At 59.7% G+C, this 18,234-nt stretch carries 12 protein-coding genes and 3 pseudogenes; 6 read left to right on the forward strand and 9 right to left on the reverse strand.

The window, feature by feature from the left end:
* Window positions 1-7: 7 nt before the first annotated feature.
* The 4 genes from NHAM_RS15265 to NHAM_RS15280 form a co-directional block, all read right to left on the reverse strand.
* The gene (locus NHAM_RS15265) at window positions 8-1,342 is read right to left on the reverse strand and encodes a DUF1254 domain-containing protein (RefSeq protein WP_245269913.1); all 1,335 of its coding nucleotides are present in this window, start codon (window positions 1,340-1,342) and stop codon (window positions 8-10) included.
* Between the two features lie 222 nt (window positions 1,343-1,564).
* Complete coding sequence (locus tag NHAM_RS15270) at window positions 1,565-2,965, reverse strand: DUF1254 domain-containing protein (protein ID WP_011511402.1); 1,401 nt, start codon at window positions 2,963-2,965, stop codon at window positions 1,565-1,567.
* Between the two features lie 11 nt (window positions 2,966-2,976).
* Complete coding sequence (locus NHAM_RS15275) at window positions 2,977-3,999, reverse strand: HAD family hydrolase (protein WP_011511403.1); 1,023 nt, start codon at window positions 3,997-3,999, stop codon at window positions 2,977-2,979.
* A 91-nt stretch (window positions 4,000-4,090) separates the two neighbouring features.
* Entirely contained in the window at window positions 4,091-4,972 is an 882-nt protein-coding gene (locus NHAM_RS15280) for a sulfatase-like hydrolase/transferase (protein WP_245269914.1), read from the reverse strand.
* Here NHAM_RS15280 and NHAM_RS26815 point away from each other — a divergent pair.
* Both NHAM_RS26815 and NHAM_RS15290 read left to right on the forward strand, forming a co-directional pair.
* On the forward strand, window positions 4,971-5,651 hold the full coding sequence (locus NHAM_RS26815; RefSeq protein WP_198137054.1) for a hypothetical protein: 681 nt from the start codon (window positions 4,971-4,973) through the stop codon (window positions 5,649-5,651). The two genes, NHAM_RS15280 and NHAM_RS26815, sit on opposite strands and share 2 nt — an antisense overlap.
* 51 nt (window positions 5,652-5,702) lie before the next feature.
* On the forward strand, window positions 5,703-8,309 hold the full coding sequence (locus tag NHAM_RS15290) for a hypothetical protein (protein WP_011511404.1): 2,607 nt from the start codon (window positions 5,703-5,705) through the stop codon (window positions 8,307-8,309).
* A 629-nt stretch (window positions 8,310-8,938) separates the two neighbouring features.
* Here the strand turns inward: NHAM_RS15290 and NHAM_RS15295 are convergent.
* From NHAM_RS15295 to NHAM_RS29310, 3 genes and pseudogenes are all read right to left on the reverse strand, one after another.
* A pseudogene (locus NHAM_RS15295) lies at window positions 8,939-9,847 on the reverse strand (sulfatase-like hydrolase/transferase); the annotation flags it as partial.
* Window positions 9,844-10,869, reverse strand: coding sequence for a formylglycine-generating enzyme family protein (locus tag NHAM_RS15300; protein ID WP_011511405.1), 1,026 nt, complete (start codon window positions 10,867-10,869; stop codon window positions 9,844-9,846). The gene NHAM_RS15300 and the pseudogene NHAM_RS15295, both read right to left, overlap by 4 nt.
* A 29-nt stretch (window positions 10,870-10,898) precedes the next feature.
* Entirely contained in the window at window positions 10,899-11,078 is a 180-nt protein-coding gene (locus tag NHAM_RS29310) for a hypothetical protein (RefSeq protein ID WP_081435074.1), read from the reverse strand.
* A 763-nt stretch (window positions 11,079-11,841) separates the two neighbouring features.
* On the opposite strand from NHAM_RS29310, the gene NHAM_RS15305 reads away from it, so the two are divergent.
* From NHAM_RS15305 to NHAM_RS15320, 4 genes and pseudogenes are all read left to right on the forward strand, one after another.
* Entirely contained in the window at window positions 11,842-12,945 is a 1,104-nt protein-coding gene (locus NHAM_RS15305; RefSeq protein ID WP_011511407.1) for a helix-turn-helix domain-containing protein, read from the forward strand.
* 354 nt (window positions 12,946-13,299) lie between these two features.
* A pseudogene (locus tag NHAM_RS15315) lies at window positions 13,300-13,853 on the forward strand (IS66 family transposase zinc-finger binding domain-containing protein); the annotation flags it as partial.
* A gap of 69 nt (window positions 13,854-13,922) precedes the next feature.
* A pseudogene (locus NHAM_RS29315) lies at window positions 13,923-14,120 on the forward strand (transposase domain-containing protein); the annotation flags it as partial.
* Window positions 14,117-14,713 (forward strand): plasmid pRiA4b ORF-3 family protein, encoded by a 597-nt coding sequence (locus NHAM_RS15320; protein ID WP_011511408.1) that lies wholly within the window; start codon window positions 14,117-14,119, stop codon window positions 14,711-14,713. The pseudogene NHAM_RS29315 and the gene NHAM_RS15320, both read left to right, overlap by 4 nt.
* A gap of 138 nt (window positions 14,714-14,851) precedes the next feature.
* Here the strand turns inward: NHAM_RS15320 and NHAM_RS15325 are convergent, their stop codons facing one another.
* Both NHAM_RS15325 and NHAM_RS15330 read right to left on the reverse strand, forming a co-directional pair.
* Window positions 14,852-15,544 (reverse strand): response regulator, encoded by a 693-nt coding sequence (locus tag NHAM_RS15325; RefSeq protein ID WP_011511409.1) that lies wholly within the window; start codon window positions 15,542-15,544, stop codon window positions 14,852-14,854.
* Window positions 15,541-18,225 carry a sensor histidine kinase gene (locus tag NHAM_RS15330; protein ID WP_011511410.1) on the reverse strand — a complete coding sequence of 895 codons (2,685 nt, stop codon included), beginning with the start codon at window positions 18,223-18,225 and terminating at the stop codon, window positions 15,541-15,543. Before NHAM_RS15330 ends, NHAM_RS15325 begins: the two co-directional genes overlap by 4 nt.
* Window positions 18,226-18,234 lie beyond the last annotated feature (9 nt).

An 18,234-nucleotide genomic window follows, 5' to 3' on the forward strand; every position in this document is an offset into this window, starting at 1 on the left:
CTCTTGATCAGCTTACACGCTGCACCGCCGGCGGCGTCCAGGTGCCGTCCAGAACTGGCACTTTCGGCCAATAAGCGCGGCCGAAGAGCGAAAAGTTGCCTTTCGGTGCCGGCAACCAGTTGGCTCGCTGCACCGCATCCGTGGGCGCATCGGACTGCACGTAGATTGTGAGCGAACCGTCGGCGGCAAATTTGAGATCCTTGTTCTTGGTGCCGACCGAGAAGCGGTTAATCGGGTTGGCGACAAAGAAATGGTGCTCGTTGTAGATCGAGAGCGACCAGAAACCATTCACAGGCGGCGTGCCGTCCTTCGCGAACGTCACGGTGTAGCGGTTGGAACTGTTGAGCCGTGCGCCCGAGGCATCGAAGTCCTGGTAGAAATACTTGGTCTCGTCGGGCGAGTTGACGAGGATGTTCGATTTCGCAACCGCCGTCCGCGTGAAATAGTCCGTCCCGAACGCGGACTCGTTGGAGATCGTGCTCCAGTGGTGGGGAAGCTGCTGGCCATAGTTGCGGAACTGGAACAACGGATTCACCAGCTTCTCTTCGGCGTCTTTCGCGGCCCCGATCATCGCCTGCTTTATTTTCGGATTGTCTTTGGCGGCAGCCAGCACGGCGAGCACCTGCGCGTAGCATGCTTCTTCGCCTGACAGCGGTGGCGCGTCGGCGAGCACCATGGGAAGCTCGTCGAAAAACTTTTCAGGGTACACCCACCGCGTTTCCTCTTCGCCGGGAGGCGCGCCGGGCACTTTAGGCAACTTGCTCCACTCAATGCTCTTCATCCGCCCATCGTATTCCGCGAGCGGATACATCGCGATCCCGGTCAGCGCGCCCTGAATCGCACGCTTGTCTTCCGGAGTGTCGTTCTGGGCGATCCGTGGCGCAACAAGGCCGGTATTGCTCGATGCGCGGAAGACGCGGGTGATTCCATTCGGCACCTGACCATTCCAGTTAGGCCCGACAAGAAGGTAAAAACCCGGCGTACTCCCGTGCATCTTGCCGAGCTGGACGAAGCTGTCGGTGCGCAGATCGACGATCTGATAGACCCAAAAGCGATCACCGAAATCCGGCACCTGAACCACCACCGGAGAAACCTCCAGCGCGACCATGCCGAGCCCGTAAACCACGTCCTGGTTCGGGCACGCGACGTTCCGTTCTTCCGGATCGACATAATCCGTGAGCATGGTGAGCCGGTTGAGCGGCGCCTCGAGCAATGGGCCGACGTACCGCTGTTCGGTCATCTTCGAGAACGCAAGCCGTCGATTGTACATGTTGACCAGCGGCCAGGCCCAGAAGAAGACGTCGCGCGCGACGTGGGCCGCATAGGCCTCGGTGATTTTCACTCGGGCATCGGGGCCGGGCGGCAGCGCGCGAGCCCATTCCGGCGAGAGCGGCAACGGCTGCGGATTGAGCGACGAGGTTTGCGCGCGCGACAGACGGCGCGCCCAGCATTGAAGCTGCCGCGAGCGTTGCGGTAGCGAGAAGCACGTTGCGACGGTCGGGCATGAAATTCTCGGTTGTCATGGCTCACCTTTCAGTGGAATGGTCGAGCAGGAAACGGAATCTCATTGGGCTGCGATCTTCTCGACATCCGGCAGCACCCAAATCCTGTCGAAGAATTCCTTCTTCGGTCCGTAGATTCGGAACAGCAGCTCGAAATCGCGCTGAGGATCGGTCGGAACCCAATTGGCGTCCTTTCCGGGCGGCGGTTTCGGACCGAAGTAGATATCCACGGAGCCGTCCGCATTTTTCTGGACCTCCGCCGCGTTGGAGGCGCGGCTTGCGCGCGGCATGTTCTTGATAAGCGCATGCGTCTGCCGGTCGTAGGCGGTGACCGACCAGTACAAGTTGACCGGCACATTCGGCGGGACGTGCAGGCGGTAAGTCTTGTTGCCGCCTAGCGCTTTCCCATCTCTGTCCTTGCCCGCGATGAGGTAGGTCTGCGCTGTGCCGAGACGTTTAATGCCGATGTAGCCGATGCTGTAGGTGAGCGCGCGGGCGTCGACGGGATACATGTCCGTCTCCGCGTAGCCAGAGGATCCAGCCTTGACGAGCGCCGGGAATGCCGGCACCGCCCAGCGCGAGCTTGCAAAGAACGGCGGGAACCCGGCATCGTACATACGGTCCAGAACACCTCTCGCATCGGCCGCCGCGCCGTTCAGAATCGTGGTCGCTCTCGCATCGGGATTGAACGCCTTGCCCTTCTCGATTCCAATCGATTTGAGCTGGTCGATCATGGCTTTATCGCGCGTTTGCCACGGTTCGGTTTGCACGATGCGATCCAGCGATCGGAAGAATCTCAGATCGTAGGGAATGGTGGAGTCGTAGAGAATGACCTTCGCATCGGTAAACTTCGTCTCCGGCGGCGCCGCGGCCTGCGAGAGCGGATAGACCTTGAGCCGCTTGCCGTATTTGGCCGCCTTGGCGATATCGGCCTCGCTGTGGCTCGCCAGATTCGAGCGGAATAACGCATATCCAGCGAAGGTTTCGGATCGGACTACAATGTACCCATCGGGAGGCGTATCGTTGTAGCCAGGCGGTAGGATCAGGTACTTGCCGCCCGCGCCCTTATCTGCGCCATAGGGGCCAGCGTCTTCCAAAGGCATCTGCCAAACCGTATCGATGTTCGCAGCAAACGAGCCGTCGTCGGCCGGAGGAACGTCGATCACAATGGGACCCGCCTCCTTCGTATTGAAGAAAATCATGAAGTAAAGCGCGTCCGGATTAGGCGTAAGCGTCTGGTTGTGCCAATCCACCGGCCGGGACCAATAGATGATCTCGTTTTCCTTTGCGCCGGATTTCAGCGCCGGCTGAAGCATAAGGTCGTAGTTGGCGGCCGGCATGCCCCAGATGACCGCCTCGACGGCGCGGCTGCGCACGAGGCTATCGTCCGCCGATGGCGCTTGCGCGACGGCAGCACTCGAGAGGCAGCATAATGCGAACGCAACCAGCAGTTTCTTCTTCACCGCGAACCTCCTCAAGGTCTGTCCGGAAACACAATCTTCCAGTCCTGCTTCATGTCGACGACGGTCCAGCCTTTCGCCTTCGCCTCCTCCCACGCCTTGTCGAGTTGCCCGATCTTCGACGGTCGGTCGTAGGCATATTCACGCGCCGCATCCGTGTGGTGCACGATCCCGGCAAAGCGCGCCCCGGTTCCCGCTGTGGTCCATTGCAGCATCTGAAGATCGCCATCCGAATTGCCGAAGGCGAGGATCGGACGGCGGCCGATCATCATGTTGATGCCGGCGGGCTTGCCCGGACCGTCATCGATGAATTGCACCTTGGCCGTCTTCAGCAATGACGGCCTGCCTGCGTCGTCGAGCCGGTACTGCGTGACGCCGGATGAGCCGACCACCTGCTCGGGCGGAATGCCGTAGGCCTTTTCGGCCCACACCCGCATGAACTCCACGCCGCCACCGGACACGATAAAGGTCTTGAAGCCGTTGGCGCGGAGGTAAGTCAGCAGTTCGACCATCGGCTGATAGACCAGCTCGTTATAGGGTCGGTTGAAGCGCGGATGTTTTGCGGTCGCGAGCCAGTCGGCGACCGACTTTGCGAATTCATCCGTGGTCATGCCGCTATGCGCCACGGCCACTAGCGTCAGCAGACCCTTCTCGCCCTGCTCGGACAACACCTTCCTGTCACCGGAGAGGAACGCCTTGAACGGCTGCTGGCTTTTCCATTCCGGATGTTGTGGCGCCATCGCCTTGACGCGGTCGAACGCGAAGGCGGCCTGGAAATAGATCGGCTGCTCGCACCATAGCGTGCCGTCATTGTCGAACACGGCGATACGCTCGGCGGGCGGCACGAAATCCGTGCCACCCTGTGTCGTGACCCGCGCGACGAAATCGGTGATTGATGTCTTGACCGCACCGCCATTCCAGGACGGCAGCGGGTCACTCTGTGCGAGGGCGTTGGAATGTGGAAGGATGACGCAATCGAGTCCCAGCAGCACAACGAAGACGGTGTTCCGAATGACGGACGCAAGGGACGCAACCATACCAGACCTCACACAGGTTTGAGGTTGTACGAGGTTGAACCAACCCGGCTCGCCCATGGACGAGCCGGGTCATGTGCGGTGTGGCGACCGCCTATTTAACCCCGCGTTGCTGGATTTGCTGGTCGATCATCCTGTTCAACCCACCGCGGATGCGGTCGAGGTCGAGGTTCTTCTTGAACGACTCCCTGCGCTTGATGCTATCCATCTCGTCTCCCAGAATGCTCGCCGGATTGAAGCTCGGCGGGAATGAGCGCGGCGGAAACTCCTTGAACGTCGCCACGAACTGAAAGACGTCATCCATGACGCCATAGATGAAGCCGACGTGATCGATTTGCCAGTCCCAGAAGGTATTGGATGTGAAGTCTGCGCGTTCGAATGGATCCTGATACAGGTTGAAGATTTTTTGCAATCGGAGCGTCGTGAACGGTTCCGCCCACAGACCCATCGTGCCTTGCATACGTTGCTCAGAGAACACACATTTGTAGTCGCCCTGCCGATAGGCCACCAGCAAGCCATCGTCGTTCGAATAGAAGAACGCATTGCGAGCGCTCTTGGTGCCGTTGTTATTCGCCGCGCTACCGCTCACATTGCGCAGGAAGCTCGATTGATCGTAACCATCGAGGTGCACCTTATAGTTGATGCCGTTCGCGGTGTAGCCCGCCTTGAGCTTGTTGACGATGTCCGGCTCGCCCGCAATGGCGCAGAGGGTCGGTATCCAGTCGTTGTGGCTCATCAGTTCATTCGAGACGGTACCGGGTTTAATGGAGCCCGGCCAGCGCACCAGGCAAGGCACCCGGAACGCACCTTCCCAATTGGTGTTTTTCTCCGAGCGGAACCAGGTCATGGCGCCGTCCGGCCACGTATTCATGTGAGGACCATTATCGCTCGAGTAGACGACGATGGTATCGTTCGCGATGCCCATGTCATCCAGCGCTTTGAGCAGTGTGCCGACCGTGTCGTCGTGCTCCATCATGCCGTCGATGTACTCGCTGTCGCCGTGTATTAGCCAAGTAAATATCGATGGCGCGGTCACCGGACCAGCTAGCGCGACAGACGCCAGGATAGCCGTATTCGACGGTACTACGGGGAAGCTAATCAAGGACAGCGGAAGCACGATTTCCGATCTGACTACGGGCGCAACTGATATTGCTAATGCGATCCACAGTGCAACCGGCAAAACGACGCCAGTCGATGCTGATGAACTGGCGCTTGTCGATAGTGCGGCCTCGAATGTTCTCAAGAAGCTGACGTGGGCGAATCTCAAGGCCACGCTCAAAAGCTATTTCGATGCAATCTATGTGACGACACCGGGCGCGTGGACTGCCTACACGCCGACTGTAACGGCTGGCACTGGAACGTTCACAACAGCAAGCGCTACGGGGCGGTGGCAGAAGATCGGCAAGACTGTCACGGGCTCGGTCAAGGTCACGATCACAACGAACGGGACCGCTGCTGGGTATGTGCGGGTCACGACGCCGATCGCAGTCCGCGACAACTATTCATGTCTCGGTCGTGAAACTGCGGTTAATGGAAACTTCCTGTTCTGCAACGCTCAGAGCGGCGGCGATTTTATCATCATGCTGGCCACGGGCGCATACCCCGGCGCGGACGGCGCGGTGTTGGAATTCACATTCACTTACGAGACGACTTAGTGCGCTCTTACCGAGCCAAAATCTACACACGACTAAAGGGACAATAATCTTATGGCTGAAGGCATCCGCGCACCCAATCTACCGCTTGGAACCAATCTCGGTGAGTTTATCGGGCACGAAATCGTTGGCACGACCAAGTCTGTGAAGCGATTCACTCGCGACAACGTTCTTGGTGCCTTGGACGCGGTAGCAAATAGCTTCACGGCAGGCGGCGGTGTGATCTTCACGACCAAGGCGCAAGCTAACGCAGCGCTGAATTACGACGCCAACAAAATGGCTTGGGTTGTTCTGGACCCTGCGCCGGCGAACAACGGCGTTTACCAAAAGGCGGGGGCGTCCGGTTCCGGCAGTTGGGCGCGCCTCGCCGATTTGCCGTATTCATTTTACCGCGCGGTCAATGAGGGTGCGGGTTCGGCGAATGCCATTCAGGCGACCAATGGTTATCCGATGGCAAACACGGATGCGTTGATCGTCTTCAATGTCACCGCGACGAACACAAGTGCTACCGTCACCTTGAGCTTGAACGGCGGAACTCCGCTCACAATCAAGACTGCCGCGGGCAATAGCCCGGCTGTTGGCGGCCTGGTCGCTGGCATGATGCTGGCTGGTTATATCGACGGCACTGAATTCCGGCTGCTGTCCGATCAGGCAAGTTCAGCAATTCAAGCCGCTGCAGAGGCGGCGCAGACGGGAGCGGAATCGGCGCAGACCGCAGCAGAAGCGGCGCGCGATGTCGCTACCGGCGCGATGTCGACGTTTTTCGAAAACCTGTTTCCAACAAAAGCGGTTGCGGAGGCTTATGCACCGTCAGCCGCACCGGATGAGATGTGGGTAGGCGGCATTGCCACTGTTGGCGACACTTCCATCAACCTTTACAAGAAAAACGGCACCACGTCAGGTGACCTGATCATCACGCTATCAGATGGTATAACCAATGTCGGCTATAACGCCGCCGGTCCTGTCATTAATGCGGCTGCCTGCGGATTTTCGTCGTCCTCAAGCGCCGCAACGAACCTTGCCGCGATCAAAACTGCGGCGCTCCGCACGCCGATCGGTGGTACGCTTTACATCCCAGACATGGGTGGAGTTTGTAACGTTGATACTTCTGGCGGCCTAACTGGTGCCGTACTCATCGACAATGCGATTACCGTTCGTATCGACGGTCACATCAAAGCCAATTACGCTGCGAACGAAGCGAACCCGGCGCATATCTTCAATGTGACAGGTAACTACGTTCGCTTTCGCGGCTCCGGGACGATTGAAGGGAACGGATTCGATAACATCGACAGCGCTGGCGGGGATGACAGCATATACCCCGGCCTAGTCAGGGTCACTGGTAAGGGCTTCAACTACAGCGGCATCCGTATGCTTAAGCCGCCCAAGATCGGGATCAACCTTCGTGGGGCAACGTCGGCCAATATTCATGACGCGATTTTCGAGGGCGGCGTCGCGACTTACGACATCGAGGGTGGGCGGTATTTAACCCACATCACGGCAACAGGTGGGGGTAAGCACCGCTTCGCTAATCTGGACTTCCTCGCGGCGTCAGCGGATGACAGTAGAGCTACCCAGTGCATCTTTTCTGGCGGAAATTCTGGTGCGTCTCAACAATTGACGATCACAGGCTGTCACGCTGAGCGCCCATGGGAGAAGCTTTGCTATCTTTACGGTCAGGGACATATCGTCTCAAAAAACATCGTTCAGGGGCCGACGCTCACCGACGCCATCCGCATTTGGGATAATGATAGCATCGTTGAAGGTAACATTACCTTCGATTGCTTTGGCGGCGTTCAAGCGCTCGACTGCATCCGTGTGAAGATCGTCAATAATCATTTTCTGCGGTGCTCGTCTTTCGGCGTTTACGTTGCCGACACAGACACAGCTTATAATCCCGGCGCTGTTCCGACCTTAATCGATGTTAGTGGAAACACTATCACATGGGATGGCACAAGCACGGACAGGCAATTCGGCATCTCTGCATATTCGTCAATCAGCGAAATGTACTACATCTACATCCAAGACAATAAGATCATTGGGTTTGGTGTCGGTTCAGGTGGCGCGGATTATTTTTACGCGATCGACGTGCAGACTATCGGAACACACAACACATATAACGCAAGCGTTCGCCGCAATACGCTTGTCGGTTATGACCGCGGCATTCGCGTCGGCCGCCTCAGCGGCGGCAACGTCAAGGACAACGACTTAATCAGCGGTAACGTCCTTGGGATTCTTGTAAGCGGCGGGACGAAGCTGGAAGTCGAAGGCAACCGTGGCGACGATCCCGGTGACGTTTTCATTACAATCGACGCCGCCGCTAGATGCTCAAACAGCCGCTTCCTGCATAACAAATGCACGGGCGTCACAACCATCGGCATTCCTAATCTGCTGACGAGCGATAACAACTACGGCGAGGGCAATCAGTACACTGGAGCGCCGCTTGTTGGTTCGGTTACAATGCCCGCCCTCGCCTCCAAAACAGTGTCTCATGGTGGGGTAGCGTCAAACGCGCTGATCTTTCTGCAGCCCGCAAACACGTCAGCCGCCACCTTCAGCGGGGGGTTCTACTGCTCTCCAAGCGGTAATGACTTTGCTATCGCTACTGGATCGGGCAGCAATGCCGCAGGCACTGAACAACTTAATTACAATGTCGTTCAATAAGCTTATCTCACATCACCCATTTTGCTCCAGGGGCTTTTCGAAGCAGCCAAACAGCGGCCAGAGACAGGAGAAAGATTATGGCCGTTAGTATCGGGATTGACGCTATCGCCGGGTTAATAGCCGCGGTTAAACCCAAATGTGCAAGTTCGTCTCGGACGATAACGTGGACGCAATAGACACCGAGAGCATATGGCGTGAAGTTGGTTAAAAGTCGCAACGCAGAATTGCCGACAAGGCGCGAGCCATCCGCAATTAAATAGAAGAAAAGACTGATTGATCCTGCGGCCACAAACGGCGTCAGATAGCTATAATACACCTGAACCCATCCGTGCTCGATGCCTGAGCGCCATGAGGTTAGCAACGCTATTGCGATGGATGTCCCAACATACCCCGCGAGACAGAGCAGACGCCGCGATCTAGTAAGGCGACGAGCAAAGTCTACAGCAAGGGCTCCCGCTAGGAAAAACCCGATATAGCCCCCGAACGTTTGGAGACTGTAATAGCTAAAATCTAAAGAGGAATGCGTCCAGTAGTTTATTGCGGTGGTGCCGGTCGTGGTGATGAACCACAGTGACAGAAGATAGAATAACTCGTTCGGCTTGCAGGCTTGGTACATTCGAGCCACTGTAGCGGCCGCGGTGTGAGGCGCGGACATGCGTTCGCAAGTGCATGCGGGTGCCGTTGAACCAGCAGAAGAACGGTTTTCCGGCTGCCTTTTGCCGTTTCATGTAGTCGATAGCCGCCGCCGAGGTTTCATCGTCGATTGTTTCCATGCGCTTCTTGGTGAGCGGGCCGGTGTCTTCGATGGTCTGTTTGCCGATTTTTCCGAATCTCGGATCGACCGTCGGGTCATCGACGTCTGTCGCCTTGCACTTCAGGACGCCGCGCGGTCCAAATTTGGCGCGATAGGCCGGGTCTTTTGGATAGTCCGGCAATTCCGGCTCTTCCTCCGCATTGAGATGATAGAGGTTGCCGAAGAATTCATCGAAGCCGTTCACGGTCGGTAGCGATTCATTACGGTCGCCGACATGGTTCTTGCCGAACTGGCCGGTCGCATAACCAAGATTTTTGAGCAGGCCACCAACCGAGGGGTCCAACTGGCTCATGCCCATTGGCGCGCCAGGGAAGCCAACCTTGCTGAGCCCGCTGCGTATGATGTGCTGGCCGGTGAGGAACGCCGAGCGGCCCGCTGTGCAGGACTGCTCGCCGTAATAGTGCTGCATCTTGAGGCCCTCGCGGGCAATGCGATCAATGTTCGGGGTCTCGTACCCCATTAGGCCGTTTGAATAGGCGCTGATATTCGCGATACCGATGTCGTCGCCCCAGATCACGAGGATATTCGGCTGCCGGCCGGGCGGAGAAGTTGTTGTCGTGACCGGTGCAGCCTGTTGCTTCTGGGCCTCCGCGGGTGCTGTCATTGCCGCCAGCGCCACCAGCGCCGACGAGCCCAGCAGAATATTCCGGCGACTGAGAGCGTGGTTATCGGCTTCGTTCGATGGAGCTTCGAGTTTATCTCGGTCGTTCGCACTGCTCGTCATTGCACTCTCCGTTCTTCGCAAAGAAGTTGAAGGTCATTGCGTAGCGAGTTCCTTGTCACACAGCGAAATCCGACATGGCTCGTCGACGTATCGACCGGTTCGGCGTGGCGTGCGGCCGGCCGGTAGCGGCGGCAATAGTTCGGCGCGCAGAGGTGCGAGCCGCCTTTGAGAACTTTGCGAGGGATTTTAATACTGGGCTGGCAGGGATCGTAACTCGCGTCCTCTCTGCCGCCGCGCGGGTTCTCAGGGATGCAGCAGGCCTTCGGCGCATCGGCATCGTGTTTTGGGGTGTACCAGTCGCTGGTCCACTCCCACACATTGCCGATCATGTCGTGCAGGCCGTAACCGTTTGGCGGAAACGCCGTCACGGGTGACGTGCGTTCGTAGCCGTCTTCAGCCAGGTTCTGCCGCGGGAACTCGCCCTGCCAGGTGTTGGCCATGTGGCGGCCGTTCGGCGTGAATTCATTCCCCCACGCGAATTCCGTCTCCTCCAGCCCGCCACGCGCGGCAAACTCCCACTCGGCCTCGGTCGGCAACGCCTTGCCGGCCCAATCCGCATAAGCCAGCGCGTCGGCATAGGCGATGTGGACCACCGGATGATGGTCCTGCACGTTGATGTTGCTCTTCGGTCCATAAGGATGCCGCCAGTCGGCGCCCTTCATGAACGTCCACCACCGCGCCCATTCGCGCAGGTCGACGGGACCGGACGGCGGTGCGAACACCAGCGAACCCGCATAGATCATCTCAGGCAGTGCACCAGGATAGTCTTTGGGATCCGGCGGCACCTCTGCAACGGTGACATGGCCTGTGGCTCTCACGAACTGTTTGAACTGCCGGTTCGTGACAGGTGTTTTGTCGATCCAGAAGCCATCAACCGTCACGCGATGGCTCGGCGCTTCTTCCGGATAATGATGATCCGACCCCATGCGGAAGGTCCCGCCCGGAATCCAAACCATATCTGCCGTCCGCTCACCGTCCGCCGCAGGTCCAAGCAACTGGGGTTCGACCGGTGCAACTGACATCACTGCCTCTGCTGCTGTACTAGCCTCTGTTAGCGCGGGCAGGCGTCCCAGAAACCCTTGGTGCGGCTGGAGTCGGTGTAGTACCAGCAGTACCCCGGCGCGGGCGGTGCACCGGCCCATGCTGAAGCGGTCGCAGCGGTGACGAAGCCGACGGCGGCGCCGGCAGCGACCGCGCCACCGACCGGCCACCAGTATCGAGCGGGGCGCACCCACCGGCCAACCGGGCGTACGGGCCTGACAGGGCCTACATACCGCCTGCCGACTCCGGGTCTGACAACCGTGCGGCTGCGATGGGCAACACCGCCTCGCCGCCCGACCACTGCGCCGCGCCTGCGCACGACAACCACTTTCTCGATGAGATCGCCTTGATTTGCATGAAGGTGAGGGGCGCTGGCGATCGCGGGGATCGCATAAGCGTGTGATCCGCCCAAAGCCAATGCGCTCAAAATCAGAGCGGTCGCACATGCGACGCTGCGAAGACTTTGCGATGTATCGGTAAGGCGACGAAGCAGAATCATTTTTGATTGCATGATCGAAACCCTTCCTGTGTCCATCGGCTGCCAGTGTCGTTGGCAACGATGGCATGCTCTATAGTCGAGGCTCTCCTTCTTCAGAGTGCGATGGCAAAATCACATCGCTCGCCCGGACTGCGGGCGATTCACATTTGCGACGGCCAACTCTCGCGAGCTTAATCGAAGACTTCCCGTATGTGATGTGCAGTTTGTGCCAAAAATCGCCGCGCCCGCGGCACACTTAATAGAAAATATCGAACGACAATCAATCAAAGCGTCTTACGTGCGTCATGTTTTATGAAAATGCACAAGTCGTTCCGGCTCGACAAGACATGTATCACAGCCCGTCCGAGCGGGCTCGATCTCTTGCCCTGCACAATGTCGCCTGCTGAAAAAACTCGTTGTCGCCAATCAGTTGCACACGCTATTCTCTTCGCCCGCGGCCTCCGGGTGCATTCACATGGTCCAACGCCTCTGGGTCAGCAGTTGCGGCTTGAATGGCTTCGAGGGCCTGCATCAGGCCGTGCAGGGTTCGCACATTGACGTCATGCAACTCGGACACGGCAAGATGCGCGGCACGCTATCGCATGTCGGCATCGGTGAGTTCTCCCTCAGCGTCGGCTCATTCAACCTCGGCGTTCGCACCCAACGTACCTCCAGCGACGAGAAGCTGATCGTCGGAATGCTGCTCTCGGCGAAAGACCGCGTCACCCATTTTGCCTTCGACATGCGTCCGGCAGACGTGCTGGTGATTCCACCGGCAATCGAACATGACGGCATTTTTCACGGCGCCTCGTCCTATGCAGCGCTGCGCTTCGATCTGTCCGATGTCGTGTCTATGTTCGCCGGTGAAGCGCGCTTGAGCGATCCCGCGACCTGGTACGAGAAAAACCGTTACCGTGCCAACCAGTCCGCCCAGACCGCAACGGCCCGCCTGCCGCAGATCGTCTCCCGCCTCGCGCAGCATCAGGACGCGCTGACGGAAGCGTCCGCTGATTTCTGGAAGCGCGCCATCGTCGATTGTTTCACCGCGACGATCTTTCAATCGTTGCCGCCGGACGAGACCCGCACGCTGCCTTCGGCGCTGCGGCTCGTGCACAATGTAGAGGACTATCTGGCTGCCGCTGACGCGCGTCCGGTGCATGTATCGGAGCTTTGCGCGGCGTTCCGCGTATCGCGGCGCGGGCTGCACCGCGCCTTTCATGACGTGTTCGGCGTCGGGCCCGTGACGTTTCTCCGTCACAAGCGGCTTTGCGCGATTCATTCCGCACTAATTGACAGTTCGCCGGGCGATACCACTGTCGCCAAGGTCGCCCTGCAACAGGGCTTCGTGGAACTGGGCCGCTTCTCTCATTATTATCACGCGTTGTTCGGCGAATACCCCTCAGAGACGCTGGAACTACGGGGCGCCGAGAGTCGCGGACTGAGCGCAACACACCGCGTATCCAAACATCCACGGATGACTACCAACCGCCCCCGTTTCGCACGAGAAACTTTAAACAAACCGCTCTTGGAGTTGGCGAAGATCCAGCGCCCCTTCAAAGCAGATGCCGACTGTGATTGAAGCGGGTGACTAACCGTCGTCGATGCACTACGTTCCAGTTGGGCCGCCATTTTGCCGCCTGGATCGGGCTGGTCCCGCAATAGAACGCCAACGGCGGAAAAATGGCATGGGGCCGCATCTCCAAGAAGGATGGGCTATATCTGCGGTGGCTACACGACGATCTATAATCGCTTCAATCGCTGGAGCCGCCAAGGCATCTGGACGGATATCTTCGACGTACTGACCGGCTCGAGCAGCATGTATTGATCAGTCTCGGTGGACTCGACCTCCATCAAAGCCCCCCCCCGCTCGGCGGCGGGCGAAAACGTATGGCCCGCCCCGGTGCAAGTGACGATTGGATGACGACGTGAGCAGGCACTCCTGCTGGAGCAGATGGAATTGCAACTGGAGGACCTCGAGGCCTCGGCGACCGAAGATGAGCTGGCGGCAGAGCGGGCGGCCGCCGGTGCACAGACGGTACACGCCTTCCAGCGCAGGCGGCCCTCGCGCAAACCATTCCCCGATCATCTGCCGCGCGAGCGGGTGGTGATTGCGGCGCCTGAGAGCTGTCCGTGCTGCGGATCGGGAAAGCTGTCGAAACTGGGCGAGGACATCACCGAAACGCTGGAGGTGATTCCACGGCAATGGAGGGTAATCCAGACGATCAGGGAGAAGTTCTCGTGTCGGGAATGCGAGAGGATCACGCACCGCCGGCGCCGTTCCATGTAACGCCACGTGGCTTCGCCGGCCCGAACCTTCTGGCGATGATCCTGTTCGAGAAGTTCGGCCAGCATCAACCGCTAAACCGGCAGAGCGAGCGTTATCGGCACGAAGGCGTGTCGACACTGGCCGACCAGGTAGGTGCCTGTACGACGGTGCTGCAGCCGCCCCATGCTCTGATCGAGGCTCATGTTCTGGCCGCCGAACGAGCTGGCGCGCTCGCCGGGACCGATCACATCGGCTCTGTGCTGGAGCCATGCGAGACGCAAGTTCTTCGAGCCGGCTCAGAGCGCGGGGCCGACCGTGCGGCCGTCATGGCCTCGCTGATCATGACGGCAAAGCTCAATAACATTGATCCGCTGGCGTGGCTTGCCGACGTGCTCCGCCGCATCGCCGACCTGCCGCAAAGCCGCCTTCCAGAACTGCTGCCGTGGCACTGGGCGGCGCAAGCGGAGCATCGTAAAGTGGCGGCATGACCGCCGACACCATCGCCCGCCTCAAGATTACCCTTGACGATGTCGAGCCCCTGGTTCTGCGTCGTATCGAGGTCCCATTCAACATTCGACTGGACCGCCTGCATGAGGTGCTGCAGGCAGCCATGGGATGGACCAATAGCCATCTCTACGAAATCCGCGCTGGCGGCGCCGGCTGGGGCCTCACCGATCCTGATTGGCCTGACGGACCGCTCGATGCACGAAAGGCAAGGCTCGACGACATTGTCGAAGACACCGGCGCAAAGACGCTACGCTATCTCTATGACTTCGGTGACGGTTGGGAGCACATCATAAAGATCGAACGTCTCGTCGATCCTGTACCCGGCGAGCGCTATCCACGCTTGCTGGAGGCCAGCGGGCGATGCCCTCCCGAAGATGTTGGCGGACCGCCTGGCTATGCCGAAACCCTCGAAGCCATCAACGATCCGCGGCACGAGCGCCATGACGAATGCAAGGAATGGATGCCAGAAAACTTCGATCCAGTCATCGTCAACGTCGAAGCGATCGCCGATGAGCTCGCCGCACTTGCCAAACACTGGTCTCGGAAACCTGCTAGGCAATCCAAATCAAACTAAACCTGCGGCCTTGGGCGAATGCTTACGGAAGGATCGGACTTTAGCGGACTGGTGATTGAGGGCCAACCGCAACAACGTCGTCCTGCATCAATGGCCGGAAGCCACTTTAGCGAACTGTAATCGAGATCCATCCGGATATTAGCTTTCACTGATACGATACCCAATGCCCGGCTCGGTCAGGATGATCCGTGGATCATCGGCTTTGTCTTCGATTTTCTGCCGCAACTGGCCGATATAGACGCGCAGGTACTGCGTATCTGCGGTGTGCGCGACCCCCCACACGGCTGCAAGGATTTGCCGATGGGTCAAGACCCGGCCGGCATTTTTCGCAAGGAACGACAGCAGCTCGAATTCCTTTGGCGTCAGCTTCAATTCGACTCCTGCGCGCATCGCGCGGTGCCGCACGACATCCACTTCGAGATCGCCAGCTCGCAGCGATGGCGTCTCCGCGTTGCGCTGCAGGCGGTGCCGAAGCGCGGTACGCATCCGCGCCATCAGTTCGCCGACGTTGAAAGGCTTGTTGACGTAGTCATCGGCGCCAAGGTCGAGCGAGTCGATCTTCTCGGCTTCGCGATCCCGCGCGGAGAGAACGATCACCGGCACATCGGACCATTCACGCACCCGGCGAAGCACATCCTTGCCGTCGCCGTCGGCCAACCCGAGATCGAGCAGCACAATGTCAGGAGCGTCGGCGGCAATGCGCTTGACGGCGTCTGCGACGGTGGCGGTGCTCGACATGTCGTAGCCGTTGGCCTCGAGCGCGGGCTTGAGGAAACGAAGGATCGCCGCCTCGTCATCGACGACCAGCACACGAGACTTTGTCGTACTCACGTTGCGCCGTCCTCTCGCGGAAAGACCATCACGAACCGGGCACCGGGCTGCCCCTCCACGGGGCTGTCGACGGTAATCGATCCGCCATGAGCCTCCATAATTCCCCTTGCGATCGCAAGACCGAGGCCCGTTCCCTCCCCGCCGTCATGCACGTCGTCCGCACCGTTTCCCCTGACGAACCGGTTGAAGACGTGCGGCAGTATATCGGACCCGATTCCGGGCCCGTTGTCGGTCACGCGTACGGTTATGTCTGACAATCCGGACTGCGCATCGATCACGATGTGCGTCTCCTTCGACGTATGCACAATTGCATTGGCCACGACATTGCCGATCGCCTGCTCCGCCAGCGCCGCATCGGCACGAACCAGCGGAAGATCGGGCGGCATCGTAATATCGATACGTTGCGGTGCGCTGCGCCGCCGCGCGGCGCTGGCCACGCGTTCGACGATCTCGCGCAGGTCGATCCAGTCACGGCGCAGTTCGAGCGCCCCGGAATCGATGCGCGTGATCGCAAGCAGGTTACGAACCATCTCATCAAGCCCTTCGGTCTCCTGCTTGATCTGCCCGAGCAGATCGGTCTTGGCTGCGGCACCGATCTTGTCGCCGTAGCTCAGCAAGCTGGTTGCGGCGCCAAGAATGGAGGACAGCGGCGTCCGGAAATCATGCGAAACCGAGGCCAGCAGCGTATTGCGAACGCGCTCGGTTTCGGTCGCTGTCCTGGCGCTCACCATCTCGCTTGCCAATGCGGCCCTTTCAAGCGCCGCGGCGGTTTGCTCGGATAACGTGTCGAGCAAGGTACGCGCCTCCGAATCGAGGGGCGGCGTATCCTTGTCCTTTGCAACGCCGATGACGCCGAGGGCTTTGTCGCCGATTCGCAGCGGAACGAAATACCACGGGATGATCGGCAAGGTCCCGGTGTCGGCGCCCGCGGGTTCCGCATGGTTGTAGGCCCAACGCGCGGCCGTCATGGTCGCCGTATCCAGCGCATCTTCCGGCGGCCAGGCTGCGGTCAGGGCAAGACCATCGCCCTCCGCCAGCAGCACCACGACCGGCCGCGCCAGGCTGGCATGAATTTCCCCGGCCGCGCCTTCAGCAATGCCGTCCCGTGTCGCCAATCCCGACAGGCGGCGTGTGAATTCGTAGAGTCGGCGCATGGCGCGAACCCGGCCCGCGGATACGCGCGCCTGATCCCGCACCCGACCTGCCATCGCGGAGGTAACAATCGCGACGACCAGGAAGATGACCAGCGCCAGCAGTTCATAGGGCTCGGCAATCGTGAAGTTGTAGAGCGGCGGAATGAAGAAGAAGTTGTAGATGAAGAATGACAGCACCGAGGCGTAGATCGCGGGCCAGACGCCGAAGTTGATGGCGCTCACCAGCACCGATAGCATGAACACCATCGACAGATTCGGGATCGGCATCAGTTCGGTCAATACTTTGCTGACGGCGAGCGCCGCAGCCACCGTCAGGGTGGCGTAGACGAACGGAAGTGGACGCAGCGGACTCCTGTTGTGCAGCAACCAGCCCGACGCCGGTTCGGACACATCGCTTTCGCGCGTGACCAGATGAATGGCGATGTCCTGTGTTCGCCGGACCAGTTCGTACGGCAGCGACCGGCGCAGCAGTTCGCTGAAAAATCCACCGCGCGAGCGGCCGACCACGATCTGGGTGACGTTCTCGAATTTCGCAAAGCGCAGTAACTCGGCAGGGAGATCGGCACCAGTCAGGGTTTGCGTCTCCGCGCCCAGACTTTCCGCCAGCTTCATCACCTCATCGAGACGTTGACGGGCCGCACTATTGAGGCTGGCACCGGGCCGCTCGACCGTCACCGCGATCCACGGCGCATCCATCAGGTCTGCGAGCCGCTTGGCGGTACGAACCACGGTGGGCGACACCGGATCGGGACCGATACATGCCAGAATACGTTCGCCGGCCGCCCAAGGCCCATCGATCGCCTGCGCCTGCATCCGCTCGATCAGGGATGCATCCACCCGCTCGGCCGCGCGGCGCATGGCGAGTTCGCGCAGCGCCGTCAGGTTTTGCGGCTTGAAGAAATTCTCGACGGCGCGCGCGGCGGTATCCTGAACGTAGACCTTGCCTTCCGCGAGGCGCTTCAGCAATTCGTCCGGCGGAAAGTCGACCAGCACGACCTCGTCCGCTTGATCGAAGACCTTATCGGGCACGGTCTCGCGCACGCGCACCTTGCTGATTTTCTGGACGACGTCGTTGAGGCTTTCGAGATGCTGAATGTTCAGCGTGGTCCAGACGTCGATCCCTGCCCGCAACAGTTCATCGATGTCCTGCCAGCGCTTGGGGTGCCGGCTGCCCGGCACGTTGGTGTGAGCGTATTCGTCGACCAGCAGCAGGCCCGGTTTGCGCGCCCGCGCGGCATCGAGGTCGAACTCGTGCATCACCTGATTGCGATAGACGATCGGTTTGCGCGCGAGCACCTCAAAGCCGTCGAGCATCTGGTCGGTCTCGCGGCGGCCGTGGGTTTCCACGAGCCCCACGACAACGTTGCGACCACCGGCAATCTCGCTGCGTGCCGCCGCCAGCATCGCGTAGGTCTTGCCGACGCCCGGCGCGGCGCCGAGAAAAATCTTCAGATGGCCGCGTCCCTCCTTTTTGGCGAGGGCCAGCAGCGCGTCGGGTGAGGCTCGTGTGGCCGGCTCGCCGGACATGCTGCTCCT

The sequence above is a fragment of the Nitrobacter hamburgensis X14 genome, from assembly GCF_000013885.1.
GTDB lineage: Bacteria > Pseudomonadota > Alphaproteobacteria > Rhizobiales > Xanthobacteraceae > Nitrobacter > Nitrobacter hamburgensis.

Bases quoted from the DNA above. Each gene is read 5' to 3' on its own strand.
- NHAM_RS15275 (WP_011511403.1), bottom strand. From the start codon at position 3,999: ATGGTTGCGTCCCTTGCGTCCGTCATTCGGAACACCGTCTTCGTTGTG.
- NHAM_RS26815 (WP_198137054.1), top strand. From the start codon at position 4,971: ATGCCGTCGATGTACTCGCTGTCGCCGTGTATTAGCCAAGTAAATATC.
- NHAM_RS15280 (WP_245269914.1), bottom strand. From the start codon at position 4,972: ATGATGGAGCACGACGACACGGTCGGCACACTGCTCAAAGCGCTGGAT.
- NHAM_RS15290 (WP_011511404.1), top strand. From the start codon at position 5,703: ATGGCTGAAGGCATCCGCGCACCCAATCTACCGCTTGGAACCAATCTC.
- NHAM_RS15300 (WP_011511405.1), bottom strand. From the start codon at position 10,869: ATGTCAGTTGCACCGGTCGAACCCCAGTTGCTTGGACCTGCGGCGGAC.
- NHAM_RS15305 (WP_011511407.1), top strand. From the start codon at position 11,842: ATGGTCCAACGCCTCTGGGTCAGCAGTTGCGGCTTGAATGGCTTCGAG.
- NHAM_RS15320 (WP_011511408.1), top strand. From the start codon at position 14,117: ATGACCGCCGACACCATCGCCCGCCTCAAGATTACCCTTGACGATGTC.
- NHAM_RS15330 (WP_011511410.1), bottom strand. From the start codon at position 18,225: ATGTCCGGCGAGCCGGCCACACGAGCCTCACCCGACGCGCTGCTGGCC.